The 23,915-nt window shown below is 71.4% G+C and carries 23 protein-coding genes and 1 tRNA gene; 17 read left to right on the top strand and 7 right to left on the bottom strand.

Annotated features, from left to right (window positions below; all coding sequences use genetic code 11):
* The first annotated feature begins 52 nt into the window (after window positions 1-52).
* The 6 genes from AB0I04_RS32435 (at window position 53) to AB0I04_RS32410 (ending at window position 6,147) form a co-directional block, all read left to right on the top strand.
* Window positions 53-730 (top strand): hypothetical protein, encoded by a 678-nt coding sequence (locus AB0I04_RS32435; protein ID WP_360893033.1) that lies wholly within the window; start codon window positions 53-55, stop codon window positions 728-730.
* 233 nt (window positions 731-963) lie between these two features.
* Window positions 964-2,130: a hypothetical protein gene (locus AB0I04_RS32430; RefSeq protein ID WP_360893030.1), complete on the top strand. Its 1,167-nt coding sequence runs from the start codon at window positions 964-966 to the stop codon at window positions 2,128-2,130.
* Window positions 2,120-3,235 (top strand): hypothetical protein, encoded by a 1,116-nt coding sequence (locus AB0I04_RS32425; protein ID WP_360893027.1) that lies wholly within the window; start codon window positions 2,120-2,122, stop codon window positions 3,233-3,235. The genes AB0I04_RS32430 and AB0I04_RS32425 overlap by 11 nt, the downstream gene beginning before the upstream one ends.
* Window positions 3,228-4,400 carry a hypothetical protein gene (locus AB0I04_RS32420; protein WP_360893024.1) on the top strand — a complete coding sequence of 391 codons (1,173 nt, stop codon included), beginning with the start codon at window positions 3,228-3,230 and terminating at the stop codon, window positions 4,398-4,400. The genes AB0I04_RS32425 and AB0I04_RS32420 overlap by 8 nt, the downstream gene beginning before the upstream one ends.
* A gap of 55 nt (window positions 4,401-4,455) precedes the next feature.
* On the top strand, window positions 4,456-5,793 hold the full coding sequence (locus AB0I04_RS32415; RefSeq protein WP_360893021.1) for a hypothetical protein: 1,338 nt from the start codon (window positions 4,456-4,458) through the stop codon (window positions 5,791-5,793).
* Window positions 5,794-5,805: 12 nt separating this feature from the next.
* Window positions 5,806-6,147: a DUF5313 family protein gene (locus AB0I04_RS32410; RefSeq protein ID WP_360893223.1), complete on the top strand. Its 342-nt coding sequence runs from the start codon at window positions 5,806-5,808 to the stop codon at window positions 6,145-6,147.
* 112 nt (window positions 6,148-6,259) lie between these two features.
* Here the strand turns inward: AB0I04_RS32410 and AB0I04_RS32405 are convergent, their stop codons facing one another.
* Window positions 6,260-7,276 (bottom strand): LuxR C-terminal-related transcriptional regulator, encoded by a 1,017-nt coding sequence (locus AB0I04_RS32405; protein WP_360893019.1) that lies wholly within the window; start codon window positions 7,274-7,276, stop codon window positions 6,260-6,262.
* Between the two features lie 124 nt (window positions 7,277-7,400).
* Between AB0I04_RS32405 and AB0I04_RS32400 the strand changes: the two genes are divergently transcribed.
* The 4 genes from AB0I04_RS32400 to AB0I04_RS32385 all read left to right on the top strand — a co-directional run bounded on the left by AB0I04_RS32400 (window position 7,401) and on the right by AB0I04_RS32385 (window position 11,173).
* On the top strand, window positions 7,401-8,075 hold the full coding sequence (locus tag AB0I04_RS32400) for a DUF922 domain-containing protein (RefSeq protein WP_360893016.1): 675 nt from the start codon (window positions 7,401-7,403) through the stop codon (window positions 8,073-8,075).
* Window positions 8,076-8,442: 367 nt separating this feature from the next.
* Entirely contained in the window at window positions 8,443-9,603 is a 1,161-nt protein-coding gene (trpB, locus tag AB0I04_RS32395; RefSeq protein WP_360893220.1) for a tryptophan synthase subunit beta, read from the top strand.
* Complete coding sequence (trpA, locus tag AB0I04_RS32390; protein WP_360893013.1) at window positions 9,600-10,400, top strand: tryptophan synthase subunit alpha; 801 nt, start codon at window positions 9,600-9,602, stop codon at window positions 10,398-10,400. Before trpB ends, trpA begins: the two co-directional genes overlap by 4 nt.
* Before the next feature lie 20 nt (window positions 10,401-10,420).
* Window positions 10,421-11,173 carry a GntR family transcriptional regulator gene (locus AB0I04_RS32385; protein WP_360893010.1) on the top strand — a complete coding sequence of 251 codons (753 nt, stop codon included), beginning with the start codon at window positions 10,421-10,423 and terminating at the stop codon, window positions 11,171-11,173.
* A gap of 4 nt (window positions 11,174-11,177) precedes the next feature.
* Here the strand turns inward: AB0I04_RS32385 and AB0I04_RS32380 are convergent, their stop codons facing one another.
* The 6 genes from AB0I04_RS32380 to AB0I04_RS32355 form a co-directional block, all read right to left on the bottom strand.
* The gene (locus AB0I04_RS32380) at window positions 11,178-12,503 is read right to left on the bottom strand and encodes an aminopeptidase P family protein (RefSeq protein ID WP_360893007.1); all 1,326 of its coding nucleotides are present in this window, start codon (window positions 12,501-12,503) and stop codon (window positions 11,178-11,180) included.
* Window positions 12,496-13,788: an alpha/beta fold hydrolase gene (locus AB0I04_RS32375; protein WP_360893004.1), complete on the bottom strand. Its 1,293-nt coding sequence runs from the start codon at window positions 13,786-13,788 to the stop codon at window positions 12,496-12,498. The genes AB0I04_RS32380 and AB0I04_RS32375 overlap by 8 nt, the downstream gene beginning before the upstream one ends.
* Window positions 13,785-14,606, bottom strand: a complete 822-nt coding sequence (locus AB0I04_RS32370) for an ATP-binding cassette domain-containing protein (protein WP_360893001.1) — start codon at window positions 14,604-14,606, stop codon at window positions 13,785-13,787. Before AB0I04_RS32370 ends, AB0I04_RS32375 begins: the two co-directional genes overlap by 4 nt.
* Window positions 14,603-14,773: a hypothetical protein gene (locus tag AB0I04_RS32365; protein ID WP_360892998.1), complete on the bottom strand. Its 171-nt coding sequence runs from the start codon at window positions 14,771-14,773 to the stop codon at window positions 14,603-14,605. The genes AB0I04_RS32370 and AB0I04_RS32365 overlap by 4 nt, the downstream gene beginning before the upstream one ends.
* Window positions 14,770-15,612, bottom strand: coding sequence for a beta-L-arabinofuranosidase domain-containing protein (locus AB0I04_RS32360; protein ID WP_360892995.1), 843 nt, complete (start codon window positions 15,610-15,612; stop codon window positions 14,770-14,772). Before AB0I04_RS32360 ends, AB0I04_RS32365 begins: the two co-directional genes overlap by 4 nt.
* Before the next feature lie 309 nt (window positions 15,613-15,921).
* On the bottom strand, window positions 15,922-17,307 hold the full coding sequence (locus AB0I04_RS32355; protein WP_360892992.1) for an NAD(P)H-quinone dehydrogenase: 1,386 nt from the start codon (window positions 17,305-17,307) through the stop codon (window positions 15,922-15,924).
* A gap of 70 nt (window positions 17,308-17,377) precedes the next feature.
* Between AB0I04_RS32355 and AB0I04_RS32350 the strand changes: the two genes are divergently transcribed.
* The 7 genes from AB0I04_RS32350 to AB0I04_RS32320 all read left to right on the top strand — a co-directional run bounded on the left by AB0I04_RS32350 (window position 17,378) and on the right by AB0I04_RS32320 (window position 23,914).
* Complete coding sequence (locus AB0I04_RS32350; protein ID WP_360892989.1) at window positions 17,378-17,830, top strand: gamma-glutamylcyclotransferase; 453 nt, start codon at window positions 17,378-17,380, stop codon at window positions 17,828-17,830.
* Between the two features lie 220 nt (window positions 17,831-18,050).
* Window positions 18,051-18,851: a purine-nucleoside phosphorylase gene (locus AB0I04_RS32345; RefSeq protein ID WP_360892987.1), complete on the top strand. Its 801-nt coding sequence runs from the start codon at window positions 18,051-18,053 to the stop codon at window positions 18,849-18,851.
* 42 nt (window positions 18,852-18,893) lie between these two features.
* Complete coding sequence (locus AB0I04_RS32340) at window positions 18,894-20,543, top strand: phospho-sugar mutase (protein WP_360892984.1); 1,650 nt, start codon at window positions 18,894-18,896, stop codon at window positions 20,541-20,543.
* A gap of 92 nt (window positions 20,544-20,635) precedes the next feature.
* On the top strand, window positions 20,636-21,907 hold the full coding sequence (locus AB0I04_RS32335) for a histidine kinase (protein ID WP_360892981.1): 1,272 nt from the start codon (window positions 20,636-20,638) through the stop codon (window positions 21,905-21,907).
* Between the two features lie 52 nt (window positions 21,908-21,959).
* Window positions 21,960-22,601 (top strand): response regulator transcription factor, encoded by a 642-nt coding sequence (locus AB0I04_RS32330; protein ID WP_360892978.1) that lies wholly within the window; start codon window positions 21,960-21,962, stop codon window positions 22,599-22,601.
* 30 nt (window positions 22,602-22,631) lie between these two features.
* Window positions 22,632-22,704, top strand: a tRNA-Gly gene (locus AB0I04_RS32325).
* Between the two features lie 439 nt (window positions 22,705-23,143).
* Window positions 23,144-23,914 carry an ABC transporter ATP-binding protein gene (locus AB0I04_RS32320; protein WP_360892975.1) on the top strand — a complete coding sequence of 257 codons (771 nt, stop codon included), beginning with the start codon at window positions 23,144-23,146 and terminating at the stop codon, window positions 23,912-23,914.
* Window position 23,915: the final 1 nt, after the last annotated feature.

Here is a 23,915-nt window from a genome sequence, read left to right as displayed (position 1 = left end):
GACCGCTGTGGCGCTTGGTGCCGGGTTGGGGCCCTTCACTCCGGCGGTCCCGGTGCAAGCTCCGCAAACGACGCCGGCCCCGGCCGTGGTCACCAAGGCCGACTACATCGCCGCGCAACTCGCTCACGATCCCGTCTTCATCAGCGACCATGTGCCGCGCGACGTGTCCCCGGAAGACGCCGGGAAGATCCGGGCGGCGGTGCGTGGGATGCCGGTTCCGACCTACCTCGCCGTGGTCGCCGAGACGCAGTCGGATGAAGATCCGGTCAAGAGCCCGACGGCCCTGATCGCCCTGCTCCACGACAAGCTGCAGCGGCCCGGCGTGTACGTCGTCATGCCGTCGAACGGTATCGGCGTGGACGCCCAGCAGTTCGGTACCAACCTGCCCATCGGACCGGCGGCCGACGAGATCATCTACTCCGAGCCGTACAACGCCGGTCCCGTGCGTGCCATCCGGCGTTTCGTGGACAACATCCGGTCCGGGCGGGCCCAGCAGCGTTACGACGAGGCGCACGCCAAGGGCAAGTCCGGTTGGGAGCCGAAGCCGTACCGGGAGGCGTCCGACACGATCGACGAGGCCCAGCAGGCCGGAGCGCTTTCGGGGCTGGGCGTGGCGGCCCTCGCCGTGGCCTGGATCGCGTGGCGGTCCGGGAGAAAACGGCCTCGCGCCGAACAGGTCGGCGGCAAGCGACCCCGGAGCCGGCACAACCGTGGAAAGAGAGCCCGCTGATGCGCCGCTTCTCTCCGCGCCCACGCCCACCCGCGCACCCGCCGTCGCCGGCACGCGGGCCATCGCTCGCACGCCCGTCGGCACGCCGGGTGATCGCCACTCGCCTGCTGCGCCTTCGCCGACGGTGCACGCGCGCCAGTCGGTCGCTCGCGGTGGGGCTGCTCGCCCTATCGCTCCTCGCGTCCGTCGCGTCCGTGATCGCCGCTCGCCTGCTGCGCCTTCCCCTGTGGTGCATGCGTGCGCTCGTGAGCCGGTCGGTCGCCGCGGGGCTGCTCGCCCTGTCGCTCCTGGCGTCCGTCGCGTCGGCCGGGGCGGCGTCGGCGGCCGACGCCGACCGCCTGGACCGGATCGCCGCCGCGTTGCGGCGGTCGCCCGTCTTCGTCGACCCGGACGTCTCCTACCTGCTGGACGCCCGCGACCGGGCGGCCCTCGGGAAGCAGATCGGCGCGGCCGGCATCCCGATCTACCTGGTCGGCGTGCCGCTGCTGCGCGAGGACGAGTCGGGTGGCGAGGCCGACTACTTCACCTACCTGCTGCAGCGACGGCTGGGCCGGCCCGGCGTCTACCTGGTCGCCGACCAGAACGGCGATCTGGACTGGACGTCCTACCAGGTCCCACGGAAGACGTCGCTCGACTTCGGCATCGCGAGCGGTGGCACGTCGCTGCCCGGGCGCCTGCACAACGTCATCGACGCGTTCACCCGCGCTCCGTCGGCCGCGCCGTCCACGCCGCCGACGCCCCGTACGCCGGAGCCGAACAGCCGGGACCAGAAGCCGTCCGCCGCCAAGCTGGCCGGCGAGTTCGCCAAGGTCTTCTTCCCCGTACTGATCGTGTCGGCCGTCGTGCTGTGGCCGCTGTGGCTGATCTCGCGGCTCGTCTTCGTCGGGGTGCGCCGGGGGGTTCGCGGCGACTCCCGCACCTTCAAACAGCGGAGGCTGCGGAGGAAGGCCGCCGCGGAGCTCACTCGGCTGGCCGAGGCCCTCGGTCACGCGGACGGCAACCACGGCCGTGGCCGGGCGACCGCCGACTACGACGCGGCCCGGCTCCTGTACGACGAGAGGAGCGACCCCGGCAGCCTGTTCGGGGTGGTCGTGCTGGCGCTCGACGGGCAGGACGCGCTGCGGGCGGACACGGCGACGCCGGACCCGCGGTGCATGGTCGACCCGTTGCACGGCCCGGCGCCCGAGACGGCCCGGGTCCGGCTGCCCGGGCTGCCGGAGCGCAGGCGGCCGCTGTGCGCGGCCTGCCCGCAGGCCGCGAAGGAGGAACGCCAGCCCCTCATGCTGATCATCGACGGCGAGAAACGCCCCTACTACCAGGCACCCGGCCTGTGGGAGAAGATCCGGGGCCGGCACGCGAACCTTCCCGAAGACGTTCTGGAGTATCTCGGTGTCGAGTGACGGAGCCGCGATCGCCGCGGCGCTCCGGCGCTCCCCCGTGTACGTCGATCCGGCGTACGAGGGGGCGCTGCCGGCGGCGCGCCGGGAGCGGCTGGTGAAACGGATCCGGCGATCCCCGATCCCGATCTACGTGGTCCTGGTGCCGCTCGTCGCCGGTGGGACCTGGCAGAGCTCGGAGCAGGTCACCACCGTCGTCCGGTCGCACCTGGGCCGGGACGGCGCGTACGTCACGCTCGACACCGACTTCGGCGACGTGTTCGACGTCGTGATGTGGGGCGGGACCGAGGAGCAGCGGCGGTCGGCGCATGACGCCGGGTGGGCGATGTCCCTCGATCGGCGGTACGACAAGTCCTCGCTCGCCGACCGGCTCGATCGCTGCGTCGAACTGATCGCGACCGGCAAGGGCACCGAGGCGTACGACAAGGCTCACAATGACGCCTTTCCGCCGGGCCCTCCGACGCGAACGAAGTCGCCCGCTCCGCACCGTGTCCGGCACGACGGCGGGACGCCCGTCGGCGTGCCCGTCGCGGTCACGGCGGCGGTGCTGGCGGGCGGCGGGGCGCTGTTGTGGCTGCTGCGCCGCCGGCGGGCGCGCGCCGCGCACGACAGGCTCGCCCTGCCGCACCGGGTGTTCGGTACGGCGCGGCGCGCGGACGAGGACGACCTGCGGGCCCGCGCCGAGCAGGACCTGATCGCGCTGGGCGAGCTGCTCGACGACGCCCAGGGCGACCCGTCCGAGCTCGGCCGCGCGCTGGACGCCTACACCGCGGCCGGTAAGGCGCTCGACCGGGCCGTGTCGCTCGCCGACCTGGCGGGCGTGCTCGTGCTCGTTCACCTCGGCCGGACGCCGCAGGACGCCGCACCGCTCTGCTATTTCGATCCGCGGCACGGCGAGGGCGCGATCGCGGTCACGTGGCGGGCCCCCGGCACCCGTACGAGGCGCGACGTGCGGGTCTGCCCGCGATGCGCCAAGGCCGTACGCGACCGGGAGGTCCCGGACGTGCTGCTGGACGACGGGCGCCCCTACTACGAGCGCGCGACGGTCTGGGCGGAGACCGGGTACGGCCAGTTCGGCGACCTGCTGGGGAGGATCCTCGATGAGTGAGGCGGGCCGGATCGCGGCGGCGCTACGGCGGTCGCCGGTCTACGTCGACCCGTCGCTGGCCTCGGCGGTCCCGCACCCCGAACGGCTCGTCGACGCGATCAGGCGGGCGCCGATGCCGGTGTTCGCGGTGATCGTCCCGCTGGTGCCGGGCGGCACGTGGCCGGACTCCGATCATCTCGCCGACGACGTGCACCACCGGCTCGGCCGGGACGGCGTCTATCTCACGCTGGACGCGGAGTCGCCGGACCGGATCCGCGGGTACGAGTACGGCGTCGACCGCGACGCCATCGAGGCCGCCGGCGCCGTCTCCCTCGATCGCACCATGGACAGCGCGTCGCTGACGGACAAGCTGATCCGCTGTGTCCAGCTCATGGCCACCGGTCAGGCGCATACCGCCTACCGGAAGCAGGCCGACGCCCTGGACCACCACGGCGGAGAGTCGAAGCCGCCCCCGCGGAGTGGGAACGGCGGAGCCCTCCCGTACGCCGTGGGCGGCGGGGCGGTCGTGCTGACCGGCGTCGCCGCCCTGCTCCTGTGGCGACGCCGCCGGATGGCGGAGATCCACGCCGCGGCGTCCCAGCGGTCCGGTCTCCGGCCGGCGGCGTCACGGCGGTCCGGTGTCCGGCCCGCGGCGACCACCGCACGGTCGGCCGCCGAGTTGCGCGAGCACGCCACCGTCGAGCTCATCCGGCTCGGCGAGTCCCTGGAGGACGCGCCAGGCGACGCGGACCTTCTCCAGCGCGCCCTCGACGCGTACGCGGCGGCCGGAAAGGTCCTCGACACGGACCGGACCGTGCCCGGACTGGCCGGGGCCCTGGTGCTCATCGACATGGGACGCGACGCGTACGAGGCCGCCCGGAGGGGAAAGGCCCTGCGGCCCAGCCCGCTGTGCTTCTTCAACCCCCTGCACGGCGACGGCCCGGTGCCCGTCAGGTGGCGGGCCGTCGGCGGCCGCGACCGGATCGACGTCCGGGCCTGCGCGGCCTGTGCGAAGGCGGTGCGGGACCACGACACCCCCGACGTCCTCTTCGACGGCGAAGTCCCCTACTACGAAGTGGATCCGGAAGGTAGCGTGTGGTCAGCTACCGGTTACGGTCAGCTCAGGGACGACCTGGTGCAGCGGGTGCTGCGCGGTGATCTCTCGGCGCGCACGGAACCATCCTGACCGCTGGTTCGTCCAAGCTAGTCATAGCACTCACACTGATCACATGAAGGCCGCCATGAAGTTTCGCCGTTCGACGATTCCCGCCGCGGTGGCTGCCGTCGTCGCGTTGTTGTTCGCGTTCGCCCTGCCGGCGAGCGCCGATGGGTTCCAGGACGTGGTCCATGGCCTGAAGAGCCAGGGGTTCTACCTGTCCAAGGACGCCGGTGCGACGATGTCGAGCTCGGACCAGCAGAGCGTGGTCAGCGCGCTCAAGGACGACAAGTCGACGGTCCGGATGGCCGTCGTGAAGCAGAACCGGGTCACCACCGCCGGCCTGCGCCAGCTCGACACCGCCCTGGGCAAGAAGGGCACCCTGATCCTGCTCGACGCGACCGGCCAGCGGATCCTCGCGGGATCCCACGAGGGCCTGGGCAGCGACAAGATCAAGACGTTGGTGTCCCAGGTGCGGGGTGACTCCTCGAACCTCAAGGACCTCCTGCTCAACCTGAACAAGCAGTTCGACAAGGCGGTCGCGGACAAGAAGTCCGGCTCCGCGACGGCCGGGTTCGTCGTGCTCGGCGTCCTGGTGCTCATCGTCGCGGGCATCGTGGGCCTGATCTTCGTCGCCCGCAAGCGGCGCCGGGAGCGGGAGGCCAAGCAGCTGGCCGAGCTCAAGGACAGCGTCTACGAGGACGTCACCCGGCTCGGCGAGGACATCACCGCGCTCAACCTCAACGTCATGGACCCGAGCCTCGACTCGGCCGCCCGGGACGACTACCAGCGGGCCATGGACTCCTACGACCAGGCCAAGGCGGCCGCCGACTCGGCGCGCCGGCCGGAGGACATGCGCAACGTCACCAAGGCTCTCGAGGACGGCCGCTACTACATGACCGCGGTACGGGCCCGCCTCGACGGCCGACCGGTGCCCGAGCGGCGCGCGCCCTGCTTCTTCAACCCGCAGCACGGCCCGTCGGTGCAGGACGTCATGTGGGCACCCCCGGGCGGCGCGCCCCGGGAGGTCCCGGCCTGTGCCGCCGACGCGCAGGCGGTGCTGTCCGGCCTCGACCCGGAGACCCGCCTCGTCACGGTCGGCGGTCACCGTCGCCCGTACTGGGACGCCGGACCGGCGTACGCGCCGTACGCCGGCGGATACTACTCCGGCTTCGGCGGCGGCGACATGCTCGGTGGTCTGCTCATCGGCACGGCCCTGGGTTCGATGTTCAGCGGTGGCTTCGGCGGGCACGGTGGGTACGACGCGGGTTACGCTGCCGGGTACGACGCCGGCAACGACAGCGGCGGTGACTGGGGCTTCGGCGGCGGCGGAGACGGCGGTGACGGTGGCTTCGACATCGGCGGCGGCGACTTCGGAGGCTTCGATGGGGGCGGTGACTTCGGCGGCGGGGGTGACTGGTGATGGAGGCCCCCACTGACCCGGCTACCGGGTGACCCGACCCTCCTCCGGAGAGCCCTGTACACCGTCGGATTCCGGCTCCCTCCGGAGAATCGGAGCTGGGTCCGGCATGATCTGACCGACGCGGGGTGGCGTGGCCGCATGATGGCCCGCCACCTCGTTCTCATGTTCCCGATCTGCGTGCTGCTCGCGCTGCTCCCCGCCGAGTGGGGCATCCGGCTGGCCGTCGCCGCCCTCGCGTTGCTGAGCAGCACCTTCGTCGTCGTGATCAACGCGGCCGACATCCGGCAGGCGCGGCTGCGCCAGCACGGCCTGCCCGTTCCCGACGACCCGGAACGCGGCCACCCACCGCACTGATCCGATCTTCGATACTCCAACGGCCCATTCGGCCTCGTGATCGCTGCGGGCCGCCGCGGGCCGTCCACGGGCGTGGTCACGGAATCGATGCGTGGGGGGGTAGTGGCATCGTTCAAGGGGTGAGGCTGGTGACGAGTTCGTCGCGGCCGGTGACGCCTGTCTTGCGGTAGATGGCGGCGAGGTGGTCGCTGACGGTGTGGTGGGACAGGTCTAGACGGCGCGCGATCTGCTTGACCGGGTGCCCGCTCAGTATGTGGGCGGCGATGGCCTGCTCGCGCGGCGTGAGGCCGTACCAGTCGGAGACGGCGGATAACAGCGTCCGCCCGGCGGCGGGCCGGATGGTGACGGCTCGCTGACCGGTCAAACCTCCATCGAGCGGCTGAGCGTGCAGGGCCACCCATCCCTGGGGGGTTGGAATTCGGCTTTGCGCCTCGATCACATGGGGCTGGGTTGCCGCGACCAGGACGCTGAGCAGGTGTCCGGGAAGCTGGCCCTGGTCGAGAGCGGAGTGATCCGGGGCGAAGCTTCGCAGCCAGGAGCGCCCGGTCGCAGTCGCGGCGATAACGGAGTTGGCTTGGTCGATGACCAGAACGCCTTCGGAGTGATCGGAACGCACGGGGCGGAGCGGCTGGCGGGTCACAAACCGCCTGAGGGCGGCGGTCAGCGGGGCGAGCAGCCGTGCGGCGTGGGCGATCTCGGCGGCGCGGAACGGTCGGATGTCGGCTCCGCGTACCAGGGCCAGCCCGCCCCACGCTTTCCCGCGGTGGGTCAGTGCGATGCTCAGGTCGCTGCCCACTCCCTCGGCCGCCATGAGCTCGCGTTGAAATGCGTCCTGGTCGGTCACCGGCGGCCCGGACCCGAATTCCCTTACCGGGTGGCGGCTGCGGATCAGGGCCGCGAAGGGGTTCGGATCCCGCCCGGCGACATGGTTGAGTTCCAGCTGGTATCCGGTGGCGGTGCCGTAGGTGTTCCTGGTCGCCGCGAAGGCCACTGTCCCGGTGAGCGGGTCGAGGCCGAACAGCGCATACCCATCGTGCGGCACCACCAGCCCCACGTGACAGGAGATCTCGGCCGCCAGCTCCGTCACCGTGGCGGCGTTCCCCGCCGCCTCGATCATCGCGTCGCCCACTGCTCGCCTCACCCCGTCCGCTGCCCCCGCACGCGTTGCGTCAGTCTCACCAAGCACCGACCCGTCCTGTCAACCCCCTCTTTTTCGGGATACCGACGGACCACCATTCAGCACAGGCTCCTGGGTGAAGCAACATCTGGAAGTAAACGGGGAAACGATGATCAGCAGAAGCCAGACCAGATGCGCGGCGACCGCCTGCGCCTTCGTTGTCGTGACTGCGGCTGTCACGGCACTGCCCAGCGTCGCCAGAGCACAGACCACTCAGGTACCGTCGGTCAAAATCACCCGGCAGACCAAATCGTTCGCCAACTGCAAGGCGGCCGGCAAGTTCCTGGATTCTGGTGCCGAGGCCGGACACGCCTCCGTGATGTGGATCCACACCTTCACCAAGCCCGCCGTCACGGACACTGGCGGAGATTTCTGGAAGGCGACCGCCAAGGCGACGAGCACCTACCTTCCCAAGAAGTCGAGCATCAGACTGGTCGTCCCGAACTGGCCGCACATGAGCTCCGCCGACAAGGCATCGATCAAGCACTTCGAGGACGCCCTGCTGGCCCACGAGGAAGGACACCAGAAACTGGCCCAGGACATTCTGGTCCATTTCACGAACTACCCACTCGCCGGCGCGGGCCAGGGCAGCCAGGCGGCTGTAGCCGATCTGGATAAGGAAGAGGCCAAGTACAAGAAGAATCTCGATGCATACATCCAGGAACGCGAAGACGCCTACGACGCCAAGACCGACCACGGGCGCCACCAATCCGCCGACGGCGGCGTGGACGTCGTCCTCACCTGCCACTGAACGAGCCTGACAAGCCCACCCAAACGACAGGTCCGCGCGATGGCCGCATCCCAGTAGGCCTGCGAGGTCACCCCAGGTCAGGTGGGGAGTTCCGGACCGTTTCGCGTCATCCACAGGGGTTGTCCACAGCGGTTGTCCACAGGCTGTGGGCAACCGCTCCGCATCAACACGCGGACTCGACGACGAGCGGCCCGCACGCCGCGCTCGCCTCACCGTTCCGATCGAGACTGGCACGCCCACCGCGCCCTGTGGCACACTCCAGAGTTATAGAACTCTCGAGCAGAGATATATAACTCATGAGGAGGCGGGCATGGTGACCGACGTGCGAGTGCGAGCGCCACGGGAGGCGGTGGCGCGGCCCACGACGATGAGTGATCCGGGGCCGCGCGGAAGGTTCGGCGACCACGGCGGACGGTACGTGCCGGAGTCGCTGGTGGCGGCGTGCGGGCAGGTCGAGGAGGCCTTCCGCGCGGCGTGGGCCGATCCGGCGTTCCGCGCGGCCCTCGCGGCGCTGCTGGCCGAGCACGTCGGCCGTCCGACGCCGCTGACCCGGGCCAGGCGGCTCTCCGCCGAGCTGGGCATCGACCTCCTGCTCAAACGCGAGGACCTGGCCCACACCGGCTCACACAAGATCAACAATGTCATGGGGCAGGCGCTGCTGGCCGCCCGGATGGGCCGGACCCGGCTGATCGCCGAGACCGGCGCCGGGCAGCACGGGGTGGCCACCGCGACCGCCGCCGCCCTGCTCGGCCTGCGGGCCACCGTCTTCATGGGCGAACGCGACATCGAACGGCAGTCGCTGAACGTCTTCCGGATGCGCCTGCTCGGCGCCGAAGTGATCCCGGTGACGACCGGCAGCCGGACACTCAAGGACGCCACGAGCGAGGCGATGCGCCACTGGGTCGGGGCGCTCGAGGACTCCCACTACTGCATGGGGTCCGTCGTCGGGCCCCACCCGTACCCGTGGATGGTCCGGGAGTTCCAGCGGGTGATCGGCGACGAGGCGCGTGGGCAGTGCGCCGCCGAGCTCCCCGCCGGTGCGCCGGACTACGTCGTGGCCTGTGTCGGCGGAGGGTCGAACGCCGCGGGCACCTTCGCCGGTTTCGCCGACGGCCCGGCTCGGCTCGTCGGCGTCGAGGCCGAGGGCGGCTCCGGCGCGACCAACGGCCGGACCGGCGTGCTGCACGGCTTCCGCTCGCTGTTCCTGCAGGATGACGACGGCCAGATCACCGAGGCGCACTCCATCGCCGCCGGGCTGGACTACCCGGGGGTCGGACCGGAGCACGCCCACCTGCGCGACCTCGGCCGGGCCCGGTACGTCACGGTCACCGACGAGGAGGTGGTCGACGCGGCGGTGCGCCTCGCCCGTACGGAGGGGATCGTTCCCGCGCTCGAGTCCGCGCACGCCGTCGCCTGGGTGATCCGCGCTGCGACTGAGGGCGAGCTGCCATCCCGTGCGACGGTCCTGCTCACGCTGTCCGGTCGCGGCGACAAGGACATCTCGACGCTGATGGAGGTCATGAAGTGAACCCGACGATGGCCATCGGCTCACTCGAAAGGCACCTGCGGGACCGTCGAGACGGCGGCCGTACGCTGCTGATGCCCTACCTGACCGGAGGGATCACGCCGGACTGGACGGACCACCTGCGGGCGTTCGCCGAGGCCGGCGCCGACGCGATCGAGGTCGGGCTGCCGTTCTCCGACCCTACCCTCGACGGCGTCACCATCCAGGAGGCGTCGCACGCGGCGCTGGCGCGCGGGGCCACGGTGCGCCAGATCCTCGCCGACGTCGCCCGCCTGGGCGAACCGGCCGTGCCCCTGGTCGCCAGCACGTACTACAACCTGGTCCTGCGGGACGGACCGGAGGCGTTCTGCGCGGCGCTGCGGCAGGCCGGGATCACCGGGCTGATCGTGCCGGACCTGCCGCTCGACGAGGCCGACGAGCTGACCGACGTGGCCGCCGCCGCGGGGGTGGACCTGGCCCTGCTCGCCTCCCCGGCGACCCCGGAACCCCGGTTGGCGGAGATCGGCCGCCGCAGCCGCGGTTTCGTCTACGCCGTGTCGCTGATGGGCACGACCGGCGAGCGGGCCGCGCTCGCCGAGTCGGCGACGGCCCTGGCCGGACGGATCAAGGAGAATACGGACCGGCCGGCGCTCCTCGGCTTCGGCATCTCCACTCCGGAGCAGGCGGTGGCGGCCGGGCGCGGCGCCGACGGCGTCGTCATCGGCGCGGCGCTGATGCGGCAGGTGCTCGACGGGTCCGGCCCGCGCCCCGTCGGCGCCTTCCTGGCTAAGATTCGCCGAGCACTCGACCAGGAGACCTGACCCAGTCAAAAGGGAGGCCGATGGCCCGCGACACCGGCCAGGAGGCGAGGTACCGCACCATCGCCGCCGACCTCGCCGCGAAGATCAAGGCGGGCCACTACGCTCCCGGCGAGGCGCTCCCGCCGCAGCGCGAGCTGAGCGCCTCGTACGGAGTCACCCTCATGACCCTCCGCCAGGCGCTGCGCCGGCTCAGCGACGAGGGGCTGATCGTGCAGCGGCCGGGCCGTGGCACGTTCGTCGCGCCGCCGCACCTGGCGCTCGGCTCGCTCCGTAGCTTCGCCGACGATCTGCGGGAGCAGGGGCACGAGGTGCGCACCGTCGTGCTCGGCCGGGCCGTGCGCCGGGCGCCGGCCCGGGTCGCCGCGCGGCTGCGCAGCGGTCCCGGCGAGACCGCGCTCCGGCTCGAGCGGCTCCGGGAGTTCGCCGGGCGCCCGGCGATCCACCAGGTCTCCTGGGTCCGGCAGCCGTACGCCGAGCAGGTCCGCGACCGGGACTTCACCCGTGTCTCCCTGTACGGCGCCCTCGCGGGTGCCGGTGTCGCCGTGGCGCGCGCCTCGGAGGCGATCCGCCCCGGCCTGCTGGATCCCGCTCTCGCGGAGCACCTGAAGGAGCCGGCGGGCAGCCCGGTCTTCACCAGCGACCGGATCACCTACCTGATCGACGGCACCGCCATCGTCGACGACCACGCCACCATCCTTGGCAGCATGATGGAGATCGGCACCGAGCGGGCCGCGACCGGCCTGTCGCTCACGTGGGGAGCGACAGGCCGGTGAATCCTTAATCGCCTTGACGCGCCATCCACTTCTCCAGGCCGTCGGAGTCCTGGGGTAGAGCACCGGACAGAACCTCCGCGCCATCGGACACGACCAGCAGGTCGTCCTCGATCCGCGCACCGATCCCCCGCAGCTCCGGCGGCACCGTTCGATCGTGGGCGTGGAAGTACAGGCCGGGTTCGACGGTGAGCACCATGTCGGGTGCCATGACGGCCCCGTGGTAGGCATCCTCACTGGCCCGGGCGCAGTCGTGCACGTCCAGACCCAGGTGGTGGCCGATGCCGCACACCAGGTAGCGGCGGTGGTGCTGGCCCGTGTCGGACAGAGCCTCGTCCACGGAGACCGGCAGCAGTCCCCAGTCGGCCAGGCCGTGCGCGATCACTTCCATGGCCGCGTGGTGGAAGTCGGAGAACCGGCGGCCGGGCGCCACTGCCGCCATCCCCGCCCGGTGGGCCTTCTCGACCAGGTCGTGCACCTGCCGCTGGGCGGTGGAGAACCGGCCGGAGGCGGGGAACGTACGGGTGACGTCGGCGGTGTAGTGACTGCGGACCTCGACGCCCATGTCGAGCAGGACCAGCGCGTCCGGGAGCACCGGGCCGTCGCAGCGCACCCAGTGCAGGGTGGGCGCGTGCGCACCGCTTCCGACGATCGAGGCGTAGCCGGGGCCGTTGCCGTACGCGCGGGCGTACCGGTCGAAAGTGCCCTGCAGCCACCGCTCTCCCGGCCCGGCGACCGCGGCCGGGATCTCGCGGACGACCGCGGCGAAGCCCTCGACGGTGCGGTCCACCGCCTCGCGCAACTGCCCGACCTCCCACGGGTCCTTGAACATGCGCAGCTCGGCCAACGTCCGGTCGAGCTCCTCATCGACGGTCACGTCCTCGGAGAGTTCCGAGAGGGGCCGGACGTCGATGCCCAGGGCCCGCGCCCAGTCCTCCGGCCCTGGCGCGGATCCGACCCAGAGTTCGCCGTGCCTGGCGTCGGTCCAGAAACCCGGCTCGCCCGGATAGGCGGGCGGCGGCACATAGAGGGTGGCGTCGGCACCGTGGAGCACGACCACGGCGTTCTCGATCGAGCAGCCCGTCACCCAGTAGAAGTCGCTGTTCGGGCGGAAGTCGTACGTCGTGTCGTTGCTGCGGGTGGGTGCCTCACCGGCGGCCAGCACGATGGTCCGGCCGGGGAGGGCGGCGGCGAGACGCTCCCGGTGGGCGGCGGCGGCCTCGGCGGCGCCGGGGACCACCTGGGGGGTGCGGTCGGGGGTGTCCCAGCCCGTGTCCATGTACTCGACGAACGCGGGGATTTCCTTCAGCTTCGGGGGCCTGCCCTCACCCATCAATGATTCCTCCTCCTGTCTCGCGGACCATCTCGGTCAAGCGCGCGAAGACCCGGTCGTTGCCGATGCCGTCGTGCTCGTACTCGTTGGTGACCCAGACCCGGATGTTGCCGACGCGGGAGGCGGTGTCCAGTTGCAGGCCCGCGTCCACGTACATGTCGTCGTGGTAGACGGCGGCGGCGACCGGGATCTCGTTGGCCGCCAGCCGGTCGAGATCGTAGAGCTCCGGCCATTCCGCACGGGCGGCCAGCCGTTCGACCGCGCCGTGGAACGGACGCAGCTCGGAGATCTCCTGGAACATCCAGGGGTAGATCATCTCCCCGGTGAACAGCAGTGGCCTGGCGTCCTCCGCGAACCGCGGGTGCCTGGCCCGCTCGGCCTGCGCCGCCCACCCCGTCGCGCCGGCGCCGTGCCCGTAGATGCTCTCCTGCAAGGCGGCGAACAGCGGACTGTCGCTGTACGACGACCGGGCCAGCACGCCGTGCAGGAACACCGCCGACAGCTCGTCCCCGTTGAACGCCTCGTCGAGCAGCCAGTGCATCCGCTCGTAGCCGGGCTTCATGCCGAAGTCGATGCCGAGCGACTGCAACCGCCGGACCGTCAGCACATCGCCGTCGGGCAGCCGCACGTCGCCCTCGGACAGGCGGTCGGCGATCCGGCCGACATGCTCGACGTGCTGCGGATAACGCCGGTAGAACTCCCGGTTCTTCGCCTCGACCCGCGGGTACGTGCGCCGGTACACCTCGGCGGCCGACGGGTCGAGGCCGGGCAGACCGCCGGTGACGTAGCAGGCGCTCAGGCCCTCGGGCGCCGTGGACAGGTACGTCATCGTGAGGAAGCCGCCGTACGACTGCCCCAGCGTGGACCAGCGCCTGCCGCCGAAGACGGTCTTCCGCAGGTGTTCGTGGTCGGCCACGATCGAGTCGGCCCGGAAGCACGCGAGGAAGTCCGCGCCCTCCTCGGCGGTCGCGAAGGAGCTCATCCGCCGGCCGTCGATCCTGGTGCTGCGGCCGGTGCCACGCTGATCCACCAGGATCACGCGATGGGTCTTCAACGCCTGGCCGAGCCACCCGTCCGCGGCGAGCGGACGCGGGCCCTTTCCCCCGGGTCCGCCCTGGAGGTAGACCAGGCAGGGCAGGTCCTCGCTCGCGCGTACCGGATCGGCGAGCTCGCGGAAGAAGATCTTGATCGTGCCGTGCTCGGGGGCGGACCAGTCGAGCGGGACGTCGGCGACATGCTCGCGCACGCGAAGGCCCGGGATCGTGTACGTCACCGTCTCGCTCATCGAGCGCCCTTCCGCCTGCGGCTCCACTCCGGATCGATCCGTGGGATCGCGGCCAGCAGGGCCTGTGTGTAGGCGTCCTGGGGGTGCTCGAAGACCTGACGGCACGGACCCTTCTCGACGATCCTCCCCTTGTTCATGACCGCCACCTGTTGCGCGATTCTCCGGACCACGGCCAGGTCGTGCGCGATGAAGATGTAGCTGAAGCCGCTCTCCCGTTGCAGGCCCATCAGCAACTCGATGACCTGCGCCTGGACGGACACGTCCAGCGCGGAGACCGCCTCGTCGCAGATCACCAGTTTCGGGCCCACGGCGAGCGCGCGGGCGATGCCGATCCGCTGGGCCTGGCCTCCGGAGAACTGCGCGGGGTACCGCTGTGCGTGGTCGGGGTCGAGGCCGACGCGTTCCATCAGCTCCCGCGCGAACGCGCGGCGGCCGCCCGGCGGTGCGATTCCCTGATAGTCCAGCGGTGCCAGCAGGATGCGCTCGACGGTGTGCCGGGGGTTGAGCGAGGAGAACGGGTCCTGGAAGACGACCTGCACGTTGGCGCGGTAGTGGGCGAGCCGCGCGCCCGTGGCGCGGGTGATGTCCTCGCCCTCGAACCGCAGGGTGCCCGCGCTCGGCTCCATCAGCTTGGCGACGAGCCGCGCGGTGGTGGACTTGCCGCTGCCGGACTCGCCGACCACGGCGAGGGTCTCGCCCAGCCGCACGTCGAAGCCGACGCCGTCCACGGCGGTGAACTCGCTCCTGCGCCCGTACGGGCCGCGCGTGGTGAACCGTTTGGTCAGGTCGCGGGCGCTGAGCAGCACGTCACCACTCACAGGCTCACCTCATCGGCCGGAAGGTCGTCGTCGATCTGCGGGATGCTGTCCAGCAGCATCCGCGTGTAGTCGTGCCCGGGCGCGGCGAAGATCTGCTCGGCGGTGCCGTACTCCACCTGCTCGCCCTGGCACATCACCAGCACACGTGTCGCCAGCGAGCTGATCACGGCGAGGTCGTGGGTGACGAAGACCAGAGGTAGAGCTTGGTGGTGACCATGTCGTCCCAGAGCCGGACGAGCGCCTCGAGGATGGTCCGGTCGCCCGTCTCCAGGTAGACGTCGGTCGCCCCGGCGGCCAGATAGGCCATGCGGACCGCGTGCCCGGTGACCGACGGCAGGTCACGGAAGGGCAGATGGTCCTGGAAGTACTCGGGCGGCATGATGCCGTGCTCGAGGTGCCCGCGCCCGCGCCGGTCCACGAACAGGCGGGCCTGCGTCAGGTAGTCACGATCGCCGGTCTCCCGGTAGAGCTCGACGAGGGCCATCTCGACCTCGGGGTGGCCGCAGACGGCCTCCTCGCCGCCCTCGCCGAACCGGCGCACGACCAGATCGGCGAACCTGATCGCCACCGCGAGCAGCCGGTCGTCGCCCATCCGCCGGTTCGCGGCGACGGCCGCCTGGATCAGGTGGCCGAGGTTGTAGAGCTCATGCCCCCAGGTCAGGTCCTCCCACGGCTTCTTGGCCGCCGCCGGGTCCTGGAAGAACGAGTTCAGATAGCCGTCCTCCGCCTGGACCCGCTGCAACAGCCCGACGATCTCGTCGAAGAACGCGCGCGCACCCTCATCCGCGTGGCCTGCTCCGATCTCGTACGCCAGGCCCTCGAGCGTCTTGTACAGGTCGGTGTCGAGAAAGGGGTAGCGCCCGCGATAGGCCGGTGGGTCGGCGACGAGCAGGCGGCTCAGGTTGTCGACGTTGCCGGCGGCGCGCAGTTGCTCGATGACATGGGGGATCGTCGCCCGCCGGTTCCGGTCCTGCCACTGCCGCAGCAGACCGCCGGTGATCCGCACCCTGGAGACCGGCCGAACAGCCCTCGCCGTGGTCCGCACCAGTCCGGATCGCTCGCACGCATGCGTCCTGAGCTGCCCAAATGACATCGAACCTCCAGTACGATGTGGCATTGCACTGAACCATAAGCCGCTGGAACGCGACTGCCAAGGGACAGCAAAAGGAATTTATCTACGCGTAATGCGACGGGTTCCGAAAAATTGGGCCGAACCCCACCGTGCGATGGCATCGCCGGTGCACGAATCGGATGGTTCCGCGCGGCACAGATGGGCGTGCGCTATGACAACACGATCGCACCCTGGCCGGATCGCTCAGTAGGCCGACTCTTGCATGAGGCGGCGCGCGGCCTCGGTGATGCTGCCGGACACCGACGGGTAGGCCACGAACGTGTGCGCGACCTGGTCGACGGTCAGGTGCTGCTGCACCGCCATCGACAGACCGAGGATCAGCTCGCTGGCCCGGGGCGCGACGATCACGCCGCCGAGCACGATGCCGGTCGCCGGCCGGCAGAACACCTTCACGAAACCGTCCAGGAAGCCCTGCATCTTCGCGCGCGGGTTGGTGGCGAGCGGCAGCTTCACGATGCGGGCCGGGACCTCACCGGAGTCGATCTGCGCCTGGGAGACGCCGACCGTGGCGACCTCCGGGTCGGTGAAGATGTTGGCCGCCACCCAGCCGAGCTTGAGCGGCTGGACGGCCTCGCCGAGGGCGTGCCACATCGCGATGCGGCCCTGCATGGCGGCGACCGAGGCGAGCATCAGCACGCCCGTGCAGTCCCCCGCGGCGTACACGTGCGGCGCGGAGGTGCGGGAGACCTTGTCGACCTGGACGAACCCGCAGTCGTCCAGTCGTACGCCGGCCTCTTCCAGGCCGAGGCCCCGCGTGTTCGGCTCCATGCCGACCGTCATGAGGCAGTGGGAGCCGCTGACCGTACGGCCGTCGGTGAGCGTCACCTCGACCGTGTCGCCGACGCGCTTCACCCCCGCCGCCCGGGAGCGGGCCAGAAGGTTCATGCCGCGCCGCTGGAAGACCTCCTCCAGGACCCGCGCGGCGTCCTCGTCCTCGTTGGGCAGGACGTGGTCGCGGGAGGACACGAGCGTGACGCGCGAGCCGAGTGCGAGGTACGCGCCGGCGAACTCCGCGCCGGTGACGCCGGACCCGACCACGATCAGGTCCTCCGGCAGCTCCGGCAGGTCGTACAGCTGACGCCAGTTGAGGATGCGCTCGCCGTCGGGCTCCGCGCCGGGCAGCACGCGCGGCGTCGCGCCCGTGGCGATGAGCACGACGTCGGCGTGGATCCGCTCGTCGCCGACCGCGATGATCTGCGGGTCGACGAGGCGGGCCTCGCCGCGGATGATCCGCACGCCCTCGTCCCCGACCCGCTGCTCGATGTCGGCGGACTGCGCCCAGGCCAGCTCCTTGACCCGCTTGTTCACGAGCGGGAGGTCGACCTCCGGCCCGCCGACCTCGCCATCGCCGCCACCGGAGAACCGCACGCCGAGCGACGCCGACTCCGACAGGACCGCCATCCGGGTCGAGGTCGCGATGAGGGTTTTGGACGGCACGCAGTCCGTCAGGACGCAGGCCCCGCCGGGCCCGTCCCGCTCGATCAGCGTGACGTCGGCGCCGAGTTGTGCCGCGACCAGGGCGGATTCGTAGCCGCCGGGGCCGCCTCCGATGATGGCTACGCGTGTCATATCGGTCATTCTCCCGCACTCCTGGGGTTGACGCGCCGCCGCGTCCCCACAGCCCGTACGCTGGGCGACCGTGGCCTTGTACGCGGCGTACGCCTCCAACATGGATCCCGCACAGATGGCGCAGCGGGCACCGCACTCGCCCCTGCGCACCACCGGCTGGCTCAAGGGCTGGCGGTTGACCTTCGGCGGAGAGAACGTCGGCTTCGAAGGCGCCCTCGCGACCGTGGCCGAGGACCGCGATGAGCACGTCTTCGTCGTGCTGTACGACGTCCCGGACGCCGACGAGCAGGCGCTCGACGAGTGGGAGGGGGCGGCCCTCGGCGTCTACCGCAAGATCCGCGTGCGGATCGCCACCCTCGACGGCGACGTCCTCGCCTGGCTCTACGTTCTCGACGCCTACGAGGGCGGCCTCCCGTCGGCACGGTATGTCGGCATCCTCGCGGACGCCGCGGAGAAGGCCGGGGCGCCCGACGACTACGTCAAGGATCTGCGCACGCGTCCGTGCAAGTCGCTCGGCGGCTGAAAGAGCTCCGGCACCAGGTACGCCGAGATGCCTGCGCCTGCGCTCGGCGGCTGAAAGGCCTCCGACGCCAGGTGCTCCGGGGCGCCCGCCCGGGTCTGCGCTCGGCGGCTGAAAGGCCTCCGGCACCAGGTGCGCCGGGGTGCCCGCCCGGGTCTGCGCGCCTGTCCGCGCACGTCGCTCGGCGACCGATCGGTACGCGACGTGGGTAATCTGGGCGCTTGTGAGCAATGACGCCTACGAGCTGGCCCGATCAGCGGCCGACGTCCTGAAACGACGCCTCGCCGCCGACTCCTTCGACGTCGCCCTCGTCATGGGGTCCGGCTGGGTTCCGGCCGCCGACGCCCTCGGCGCACCCGCCGACGAGATCCCCGTGACCGAGCTTCCCGGCTTCGCCGAACCCGCCGTGCCCGGCCACGCGGGCGCGGTCCGCATCGTCGAGGTCGGGACCAAGCGCGCGCTGGTCTTCCTCGGCCGCACCCACCTGTACGAGGGCCGGGGCGTGCAGCCGGTCGTGCACGGCGTCCGCACCGCGCTGGCCGCCGGGGTCAAGACGGTCGTGCTCACCAACGCCGCAGGCGGCACCCGCCCGGAGTGGCAGAAGGTCGGCGACCCGGTGCTGATCTCCGACCACCTGAACCTCACCGGCCATAACCCGATCACCGGGCCGACCTTCGTCGACATGACGGAGGCGTACTCACCGGCCCTGCGGTCCCTCGTCAAGGACATCGACCCGTCGCTGGCCGAGGGCGTCTACGCCGCGCTGCCCGGCCCGTCGTACGAGACGCCGGCCGAGATCCGCATGCTGCGCACGCTCGGCGCGGACCTGGTCGGCATGTCCACGGTCCTGGAGACGATCGCGGCCCGGGAGGGCGGCGCCGACGTGCTGGGCATCTCCCTGGTGACGAACATCGCCGCCGGGCTGACCGGCGAGCCGCTGGACCACCTCGAGGTGCTGGCCGCCGGGCGGGCCGCCGCCGAGCGGATGGGCGCGCTCCTGGGCAAGGCCCTCCGGGCCCTGTAGGCGACGTACGAGCGGCCCCGGCCGAGACGGAGTGACGGACACGTGAGCGACGGTTACCGGCGGCAGGCCGCGGAATGGCTGGCCCAGGACCCCGACCCGGAGACCCGTGAAGAGCTGCGGGCGCTGCTGGGCGACGAGGCGGCGCTGGCCGAGCGGTTCGGGGCGAAGCTGGAGTTCGGCACGGCGGGTCTGCGCGGCGAGCTCGGCGCGGGCCCCAACCGGATGAACCGGGTGACGGTGATGCGGGCCGCCGCCGGTCTGGCGGCCGTCCTGACCTCGGATGACGCGGCGGAGCGGTTCGAGCGGCCCGGCAACGGCGGCTCCGTGGTGATCGGGTTCGACGCGCGGCACAAGTCCGACGCGTTCGCCGAGGACTCCGCGGCCGTGCTCGCCGGAGCCGGCCTCACCGTCCACCTGATGCCGCGGCCGCTGCCGACGCCCGTCCTCGCGTACGCCGTCCGCCACCTGGGCGCCGACGCCGGCGTCATGGTGACCGCCAGCCACAACCCGCCGCAGGACAACGGCTACAAGGTCTACTGGGGCGACGGCGCCCAGATCATCCCGCCACTCGACACGGAGATCTCCCGCGCGATCGACGCCGTCGGACGGGTCGACGAGCTGCCGCGCGAAGCCGACTGGAAGGTCCTCGACGACGGCATCGTCGACGCCTACCTCCGCTCGCTGGGGCGGCTGCCGCTGGGCTCCGCACGGGACGTGTCCGTCGCGTACACGCCGCTGCACGGAGTGGGCGGGGAGGTGCTGCGCCGCGCGTTCGAGTGGAGCGGCTTCCCGGCCCCGGACGTCGTCGCCGAACAGGAACGGCCCGACCCGGACTTCCCGACCGTGGCCTTCCCCAACCCGGAGGAGCCCGGCGCGATGGACCTCGCCCTCGAGCTGGGCAAGGGCCACGATCTGGTGATCGCGAACGACCCGGACGCCGACCGCTGCGCCGTGGCCGTCGGCGGGCGGCTGCTGACCGGGGACGAGGTCGGCGGGCTGCTGGCCGAGCACGTCCTGCGACACACCGGCGGCGCCGACCGGCTCGTCGTCACGACAATCGTGTCGTCGTCACTGCTCGGCAAGATCGCGGCGGCGCACGGCGTCCGCTACGCCGAGTCGCTGACCGGGTTCAAGTGGATCATGAAGGCGGGCGCCGCCCGCGACCGCCTCGTGTACGGCTACGAGGAGGCCCTGGGCTACTGCGTCGGCGGCGACGACGGCGTCCCCGTGCGCGACAAGGACGGCATCGGCGCGGCGCTCACCGTCGCCGCGCTGGCCGCCGAGGCGAAGGCCGAGGGCCGCACGCTCATCGACCTCCTCGACGACCAGGCGCGCCGGTACGGCCTGCACGCGACCTCCCAGCTGTCGGTACGCGTCGCGGACCTTTCTCTCATCGCGGACGCCATGGCCCGGCTGCGCGCGACGCCGCCCGACCGCCTCGGCGGCCGTACGGTCACGGCGGTGGACGACCTGTCCGCCGGGCTGGGCGGCCTGCCGCCGACGGACGGGCTGCGCTTCCGGCTGTCCGAGGGGGGCCGCGTCGTCGTCCGCCCGTCCGGCACCGAGCCGAAGCTCAAGTGCTACCTCGAGGTCGTCGAGCCGGTGACCGATTCGGTCGCCGGCGCCCGTACGAGGGCCGACACCGCGCTGGCGGCGCTCCGCGCCGACCTGGCGGGTGTCCTCGGACTGTGACCCGCCGGTCCGGCCGCTGCCGACCGAGGGCGATCCGGCATCGACTTTCGGCCGATGCCGGTCCGCCCCGCGAGAACCTACCGTTGACATCCATGAGCGGTATGGCGGTGTCCCGCCCCGACCACCCGTCCCTCCTGCCCGCCCTCCTCCTCGCACCTGAGCCGACGCAGCGAATCCGGCGGTCGGGCCGCGATTGGGCAGTGGACATCGCCTGCTTCGTCCTGGCAGTGCTGTCCGGGGCACTCCTGTTGATCCTCACCTCCCAGGGATCGCCCCCGCCCGATCACCCGCCGCGGCTCCTCGACGTGACCATCGGCGTGCTGGGCTGCCTCGCCCTGTGGATACGCCGGCGCCGGCCGGTCGAGCTCGGGATCACCCTGAGCGTGCTGAGCGGCGTCTCCGCGACGGTCGTCGGAGCGGCGTGCATCGCCCTGTTCACGGTCGCCGTGCACCGGCGTTTCCGCACAGTGGCACTGGTCGCGCTGGTAAGTCTGGCCGCAGGTCTGGTGTACGCGGCTGCGTTCCCCGACCCGAAGAAGTCCTACTGGGCCGAGGTCGGGAGCGGGGCCGCATATACCGTCATCATCAACTCGGCGATCGTCGCCTGGGGAATGTTCGTCCGCGCGCGACGGCAGCTCATCCTGTCCCTGCGCGATCGCGCCCTGCGGGCCGAGTCCGAACAGCAGCTCCGCGTGAAGCAGGCCCGGCATCAGGAGCGCGCGCGCATCGCCCGGGAGATGCACGACGTGCTCGCCCACCGCATCTCCCTGCTGAGCGTGCACGCGGGAGCGCTGGAGTTCCGTCCCGGCGCTCCCCCGGAGGAGATCGCGAAGGCGGCGGGCGTGATCCGGGCCAGCGCGCACCAGGCCCTGCAGGACCTGCGCGAGGTGATCGGCGTGCTCCGGGAGGACGAGGCCGAGGACACCCCGGAACGCCCCCAGCCGAACATCGCCGACCTGCCCACGCTCATCGACGAGTCGCGGCGCGCCGGCATGACGGTGCGGTACGAGAACCGGCTGCACGACCTGGGCGCCGTGCCCACCGGCATCGGACGCAGCGCCTACCGCACCGTCCAGGAGGCGCTCACGAACGCCCGCAAGCACGCCCCGGACGCCACGGTGAGCGTGATCGTCGACGGGTTGGCGGGCGCCGACCTCACGATCGACGTGCGCAACCCGCTGGTCAACGCCGCGTCGGGGATCCCGGGCTCGGGTACGGGGCTGATCGGCCTAGCCGAACGCGCCACGCTGTCCGGAGGACGCCTCGAACACGGGCCGACGCCGGACGGGGAGTTCCGCGTCCGGGCATGGCTGCCCTGGCGCGCCGAAACGACCCGCGCCGGCGCGCCCGGCGCGAACGCCTGATCCTCATTCATCCGTCACACCGCCACGCGCCGAGCCCTATTACTGTGTCCCCGTGACCATTCGCGTGCTGATCGTCGACGATGACGCATTGGTCCGTGCAGGCCTGTCGATGATGCTGGCCGGAGCCGACGATCTGCGGATCGTCGCGGAGGCCGGCGACGGCTCCGAGGTCGCCGCGCTCGTCGCCGAGCACGCGCCGGACGTCGTCCTCATGGACATCCGGATGCCTCGCATGGACGGTCTCGCCGCGACGGAGGCCCTCCGCGCCCGCGGCGGCGCCCCCGAGATCGTCATCCTGACCACCTTCGACGCCGACGAGCACGTCCTGCGGGCGCTACGTGCGGGTGCGGCAGGCTTCCTCCTCAAGGACACCCCGCCAGGCGAGATCATCAACGCGATCCGGCGCGTCGCCGCCGGCGAACCGATCCTCTCCCCCAGCGTCACCAGGCGCCTGATCGCCCACGTCGCCCACACGCGCCGCAACCCCGCCGAGGAACGCCTCGCCCGCCTCAGCGACCGCGAGCGCGAGGTCGTCGTCGCCATCGGCCACGGCAAGTCGAACGCCGAGATCAGCTCCGAGCTCTACATGAGCGTCGCCACCGTCAAGGCCCACGTCTCCCGCCTCCTGGCCAAGCTCGAACTCAACAACCGCGTCCAGGTCGCCCTCCTCGCCCACGACGCCGGACTCGTCTAGTCCCCTGATCCGGTATTCTTATGGAGTCACGCGGACGTGGCTCAGTTGGTAGAGCATCACCTTGCCAAGGTGAGGGTCGCGGGTTCGAATCCCGTCGTCCGCTCGGATAACCGTGCTCGCCCCCCCTCTGGGGGCGGCTTCGCCGTTTTGTGATGCTTGTCCAGGGGGACGACCCCCTGGAACCCCCGATGCCGGGCTTCGCCCGGCCCTCCGCACCCCACCCGAAGCGGCCCCCGCGTTTCCGGCGCTTGCCCAGGAAACGACCCCCTGGAACCCCCGATGCCGGGCTTCGCCCGGCCCTCCGCACCCCACCCGAAGCGGTTTCGCCGTTCCCAGGTGTCTGCCCACGGGGCGACCCGCCTGTGCCGGGCTTCGTCCAGCCCCTCCTCGAGGCCGAAAAAGCTCGTAGTGCCGCGAACTGGAACAAGCCAGGCCATAGACGGGTAGTGGTTCCGGGCGGGGCGGATGGTGTTCTCAGGTACACCCCGCTTGGCCTGTTAAGCCCATCGAGCGGTCCTCGGGTTCTCCGTAGCTTCGTCTTCATGAACAGAAGCATCCTGGGCGCTCCCGAGGCGCTGCGGCTCGTTTCGGTACGGAAGGTCTACGGCACCGACGGTACGAGTGTCACCGCGCTGGACGATGTATCACTGACCCTGCCGAAGGGCACCTTCACGGCCGTCATGGGTCCGTCCGGCTCCGGTAAGAGCACCTTGCTGCAGTGCGCCGCGGGCCTCGACCGGCCGTCCGCCGGAAAGGTGTTCGTCGACGGTGCCGAGATGAACGGCGGGACCGAGACGGAGCTGACCAAGTTCCGCAGACGGCGGATCGGCTTCATCTTTCAGCAGTTCAACCTCCTTCCCACCCTCAATGTGCTGCAGAACGTCACCCTTCCGCTCCGGCTGACCGGTCAGAAGTCGGACGGCCGGAACGCGCGCGAGATCCTCACCGCGATGGGACTCGGGGAGCGCCTGCGGCACCTCCCGGCCGAGTTGTCCGGCGGCCAGCAACAGCGCGTCGCGATCGCACGGGCGCTGGTCACGAATCCTTCGGTGATCTTCGCCGACGAGCCGACCGGTGCGCTGGACACGCGTAGTGCGCGTGAGGTGCTGGGCCTGCTGATGCGGGCGGTGCACGAACAGGGACAGACCGTGGTGATGGTGACGCACGACCCGGTCGCCGCGTCCTTTGCGGACATGGTCCTCTTCCTGGCGGACGGCCGCCTCGCCGGGGACCTGATCCGGCCGACGGCCGAGGCCGTGGCCGAGCGGATGACGCGTCTGGGCGAGCGGACCGCTCTGCAGAAGGGAGCCTGAG

It is taken from the genome of Actinoallomurus sp. NPDC050550 (assembly GCF_040655075.1).
Classification (GTDB): Bacteria; Actinomycetota; Actinomycetes; order Streptosporangiales; family Streptosporangiaceae; genus Actinoallomurus.
Note: the sequence above shows the minus strand (reverse complement) of the source record. Positions and strands in the feature narration are given on the sequence as shown.

What these genes read in the sequence shown, in the direction of transcription:
- AB0I04_RS32415 (WP_360893021.1), top strand. Translation starts at nt 4,456, where the DNA reads ATGAAGTTTCGCCGTTCGACGATTCCCGCCGCGGTGGCTGCCGTCGTC.
- AB0I04_RS32355 (WP_360892992.1), bottom strand. Translation starts at nt 17,307, where the DNA reads ATGACACGCGTAGCCATCATCGGAGGCGGCCCCGGCGGCTACGAATCC.
- AB0I04_RS32375 (WP_360893004.1), bottom strand. Translation starts at nt 13,788, where the DNA reads ATGAGCGAGACGGTGACGTACACGATCCCGGGCCTTCGCGTGCGCGAG.
- AB0I04_RS32320 (WP_360892975.1), top strand. Translation starts at nt 23,144, where the DNA reads ATGAACAGAAGCATCCTGGGCGCTCCCGAGGCGCTGCGGCTCGTTTCG.
- AB0I04_RS32335 (WP_360892981.1), top strand. Translation starts at nt 20,636, where the DNA reads ATGAGCGGTATGGCGGTGTCCCGCCCCGACCACCCGTCCCTCCTGCCC.
- AB0I04_RS32380 (WP_360893007.1), bottom strand. Translation starts at nt 12,503, where the DNA reads ATGGGTGAGGGCAGGCCCCCGAAGCTGAAGGAAATCCCCGCGTTCGTC.
- AB0I04_RS32420 (WP_360893024.1), top strand. Translation starts at nt 3,228, where the DNA reads ATGAGTGAGGCGGGCCGGATCGCGGCGGCGCTACGGCGGTCGCCGGTC.
- AB0I04_RS32385 (WP_360893010.1), top strand. Translation starts at nt 10,421, where the DNA reads ATGGCCCGCGACACCGGCCAGGAGGCGAGGTACCGCACCATCGCCGCC.
- AB0I04_RS32430 (WP_360893030.1), top strand. Translation starts at nt 964, where the DNA reads ATGCGTGCGCTCGTGAGCCGGTCGGTCGCCGCGGGGCTGCTCGCCCTG.
- trpB (WP_360893220.1), top strand. Translation starts at nt 8,443, where the DNA reads ATGAGTGATCCGGGGCCGCGCGGAAGGTTCGGCGACCACGGCGGACGG.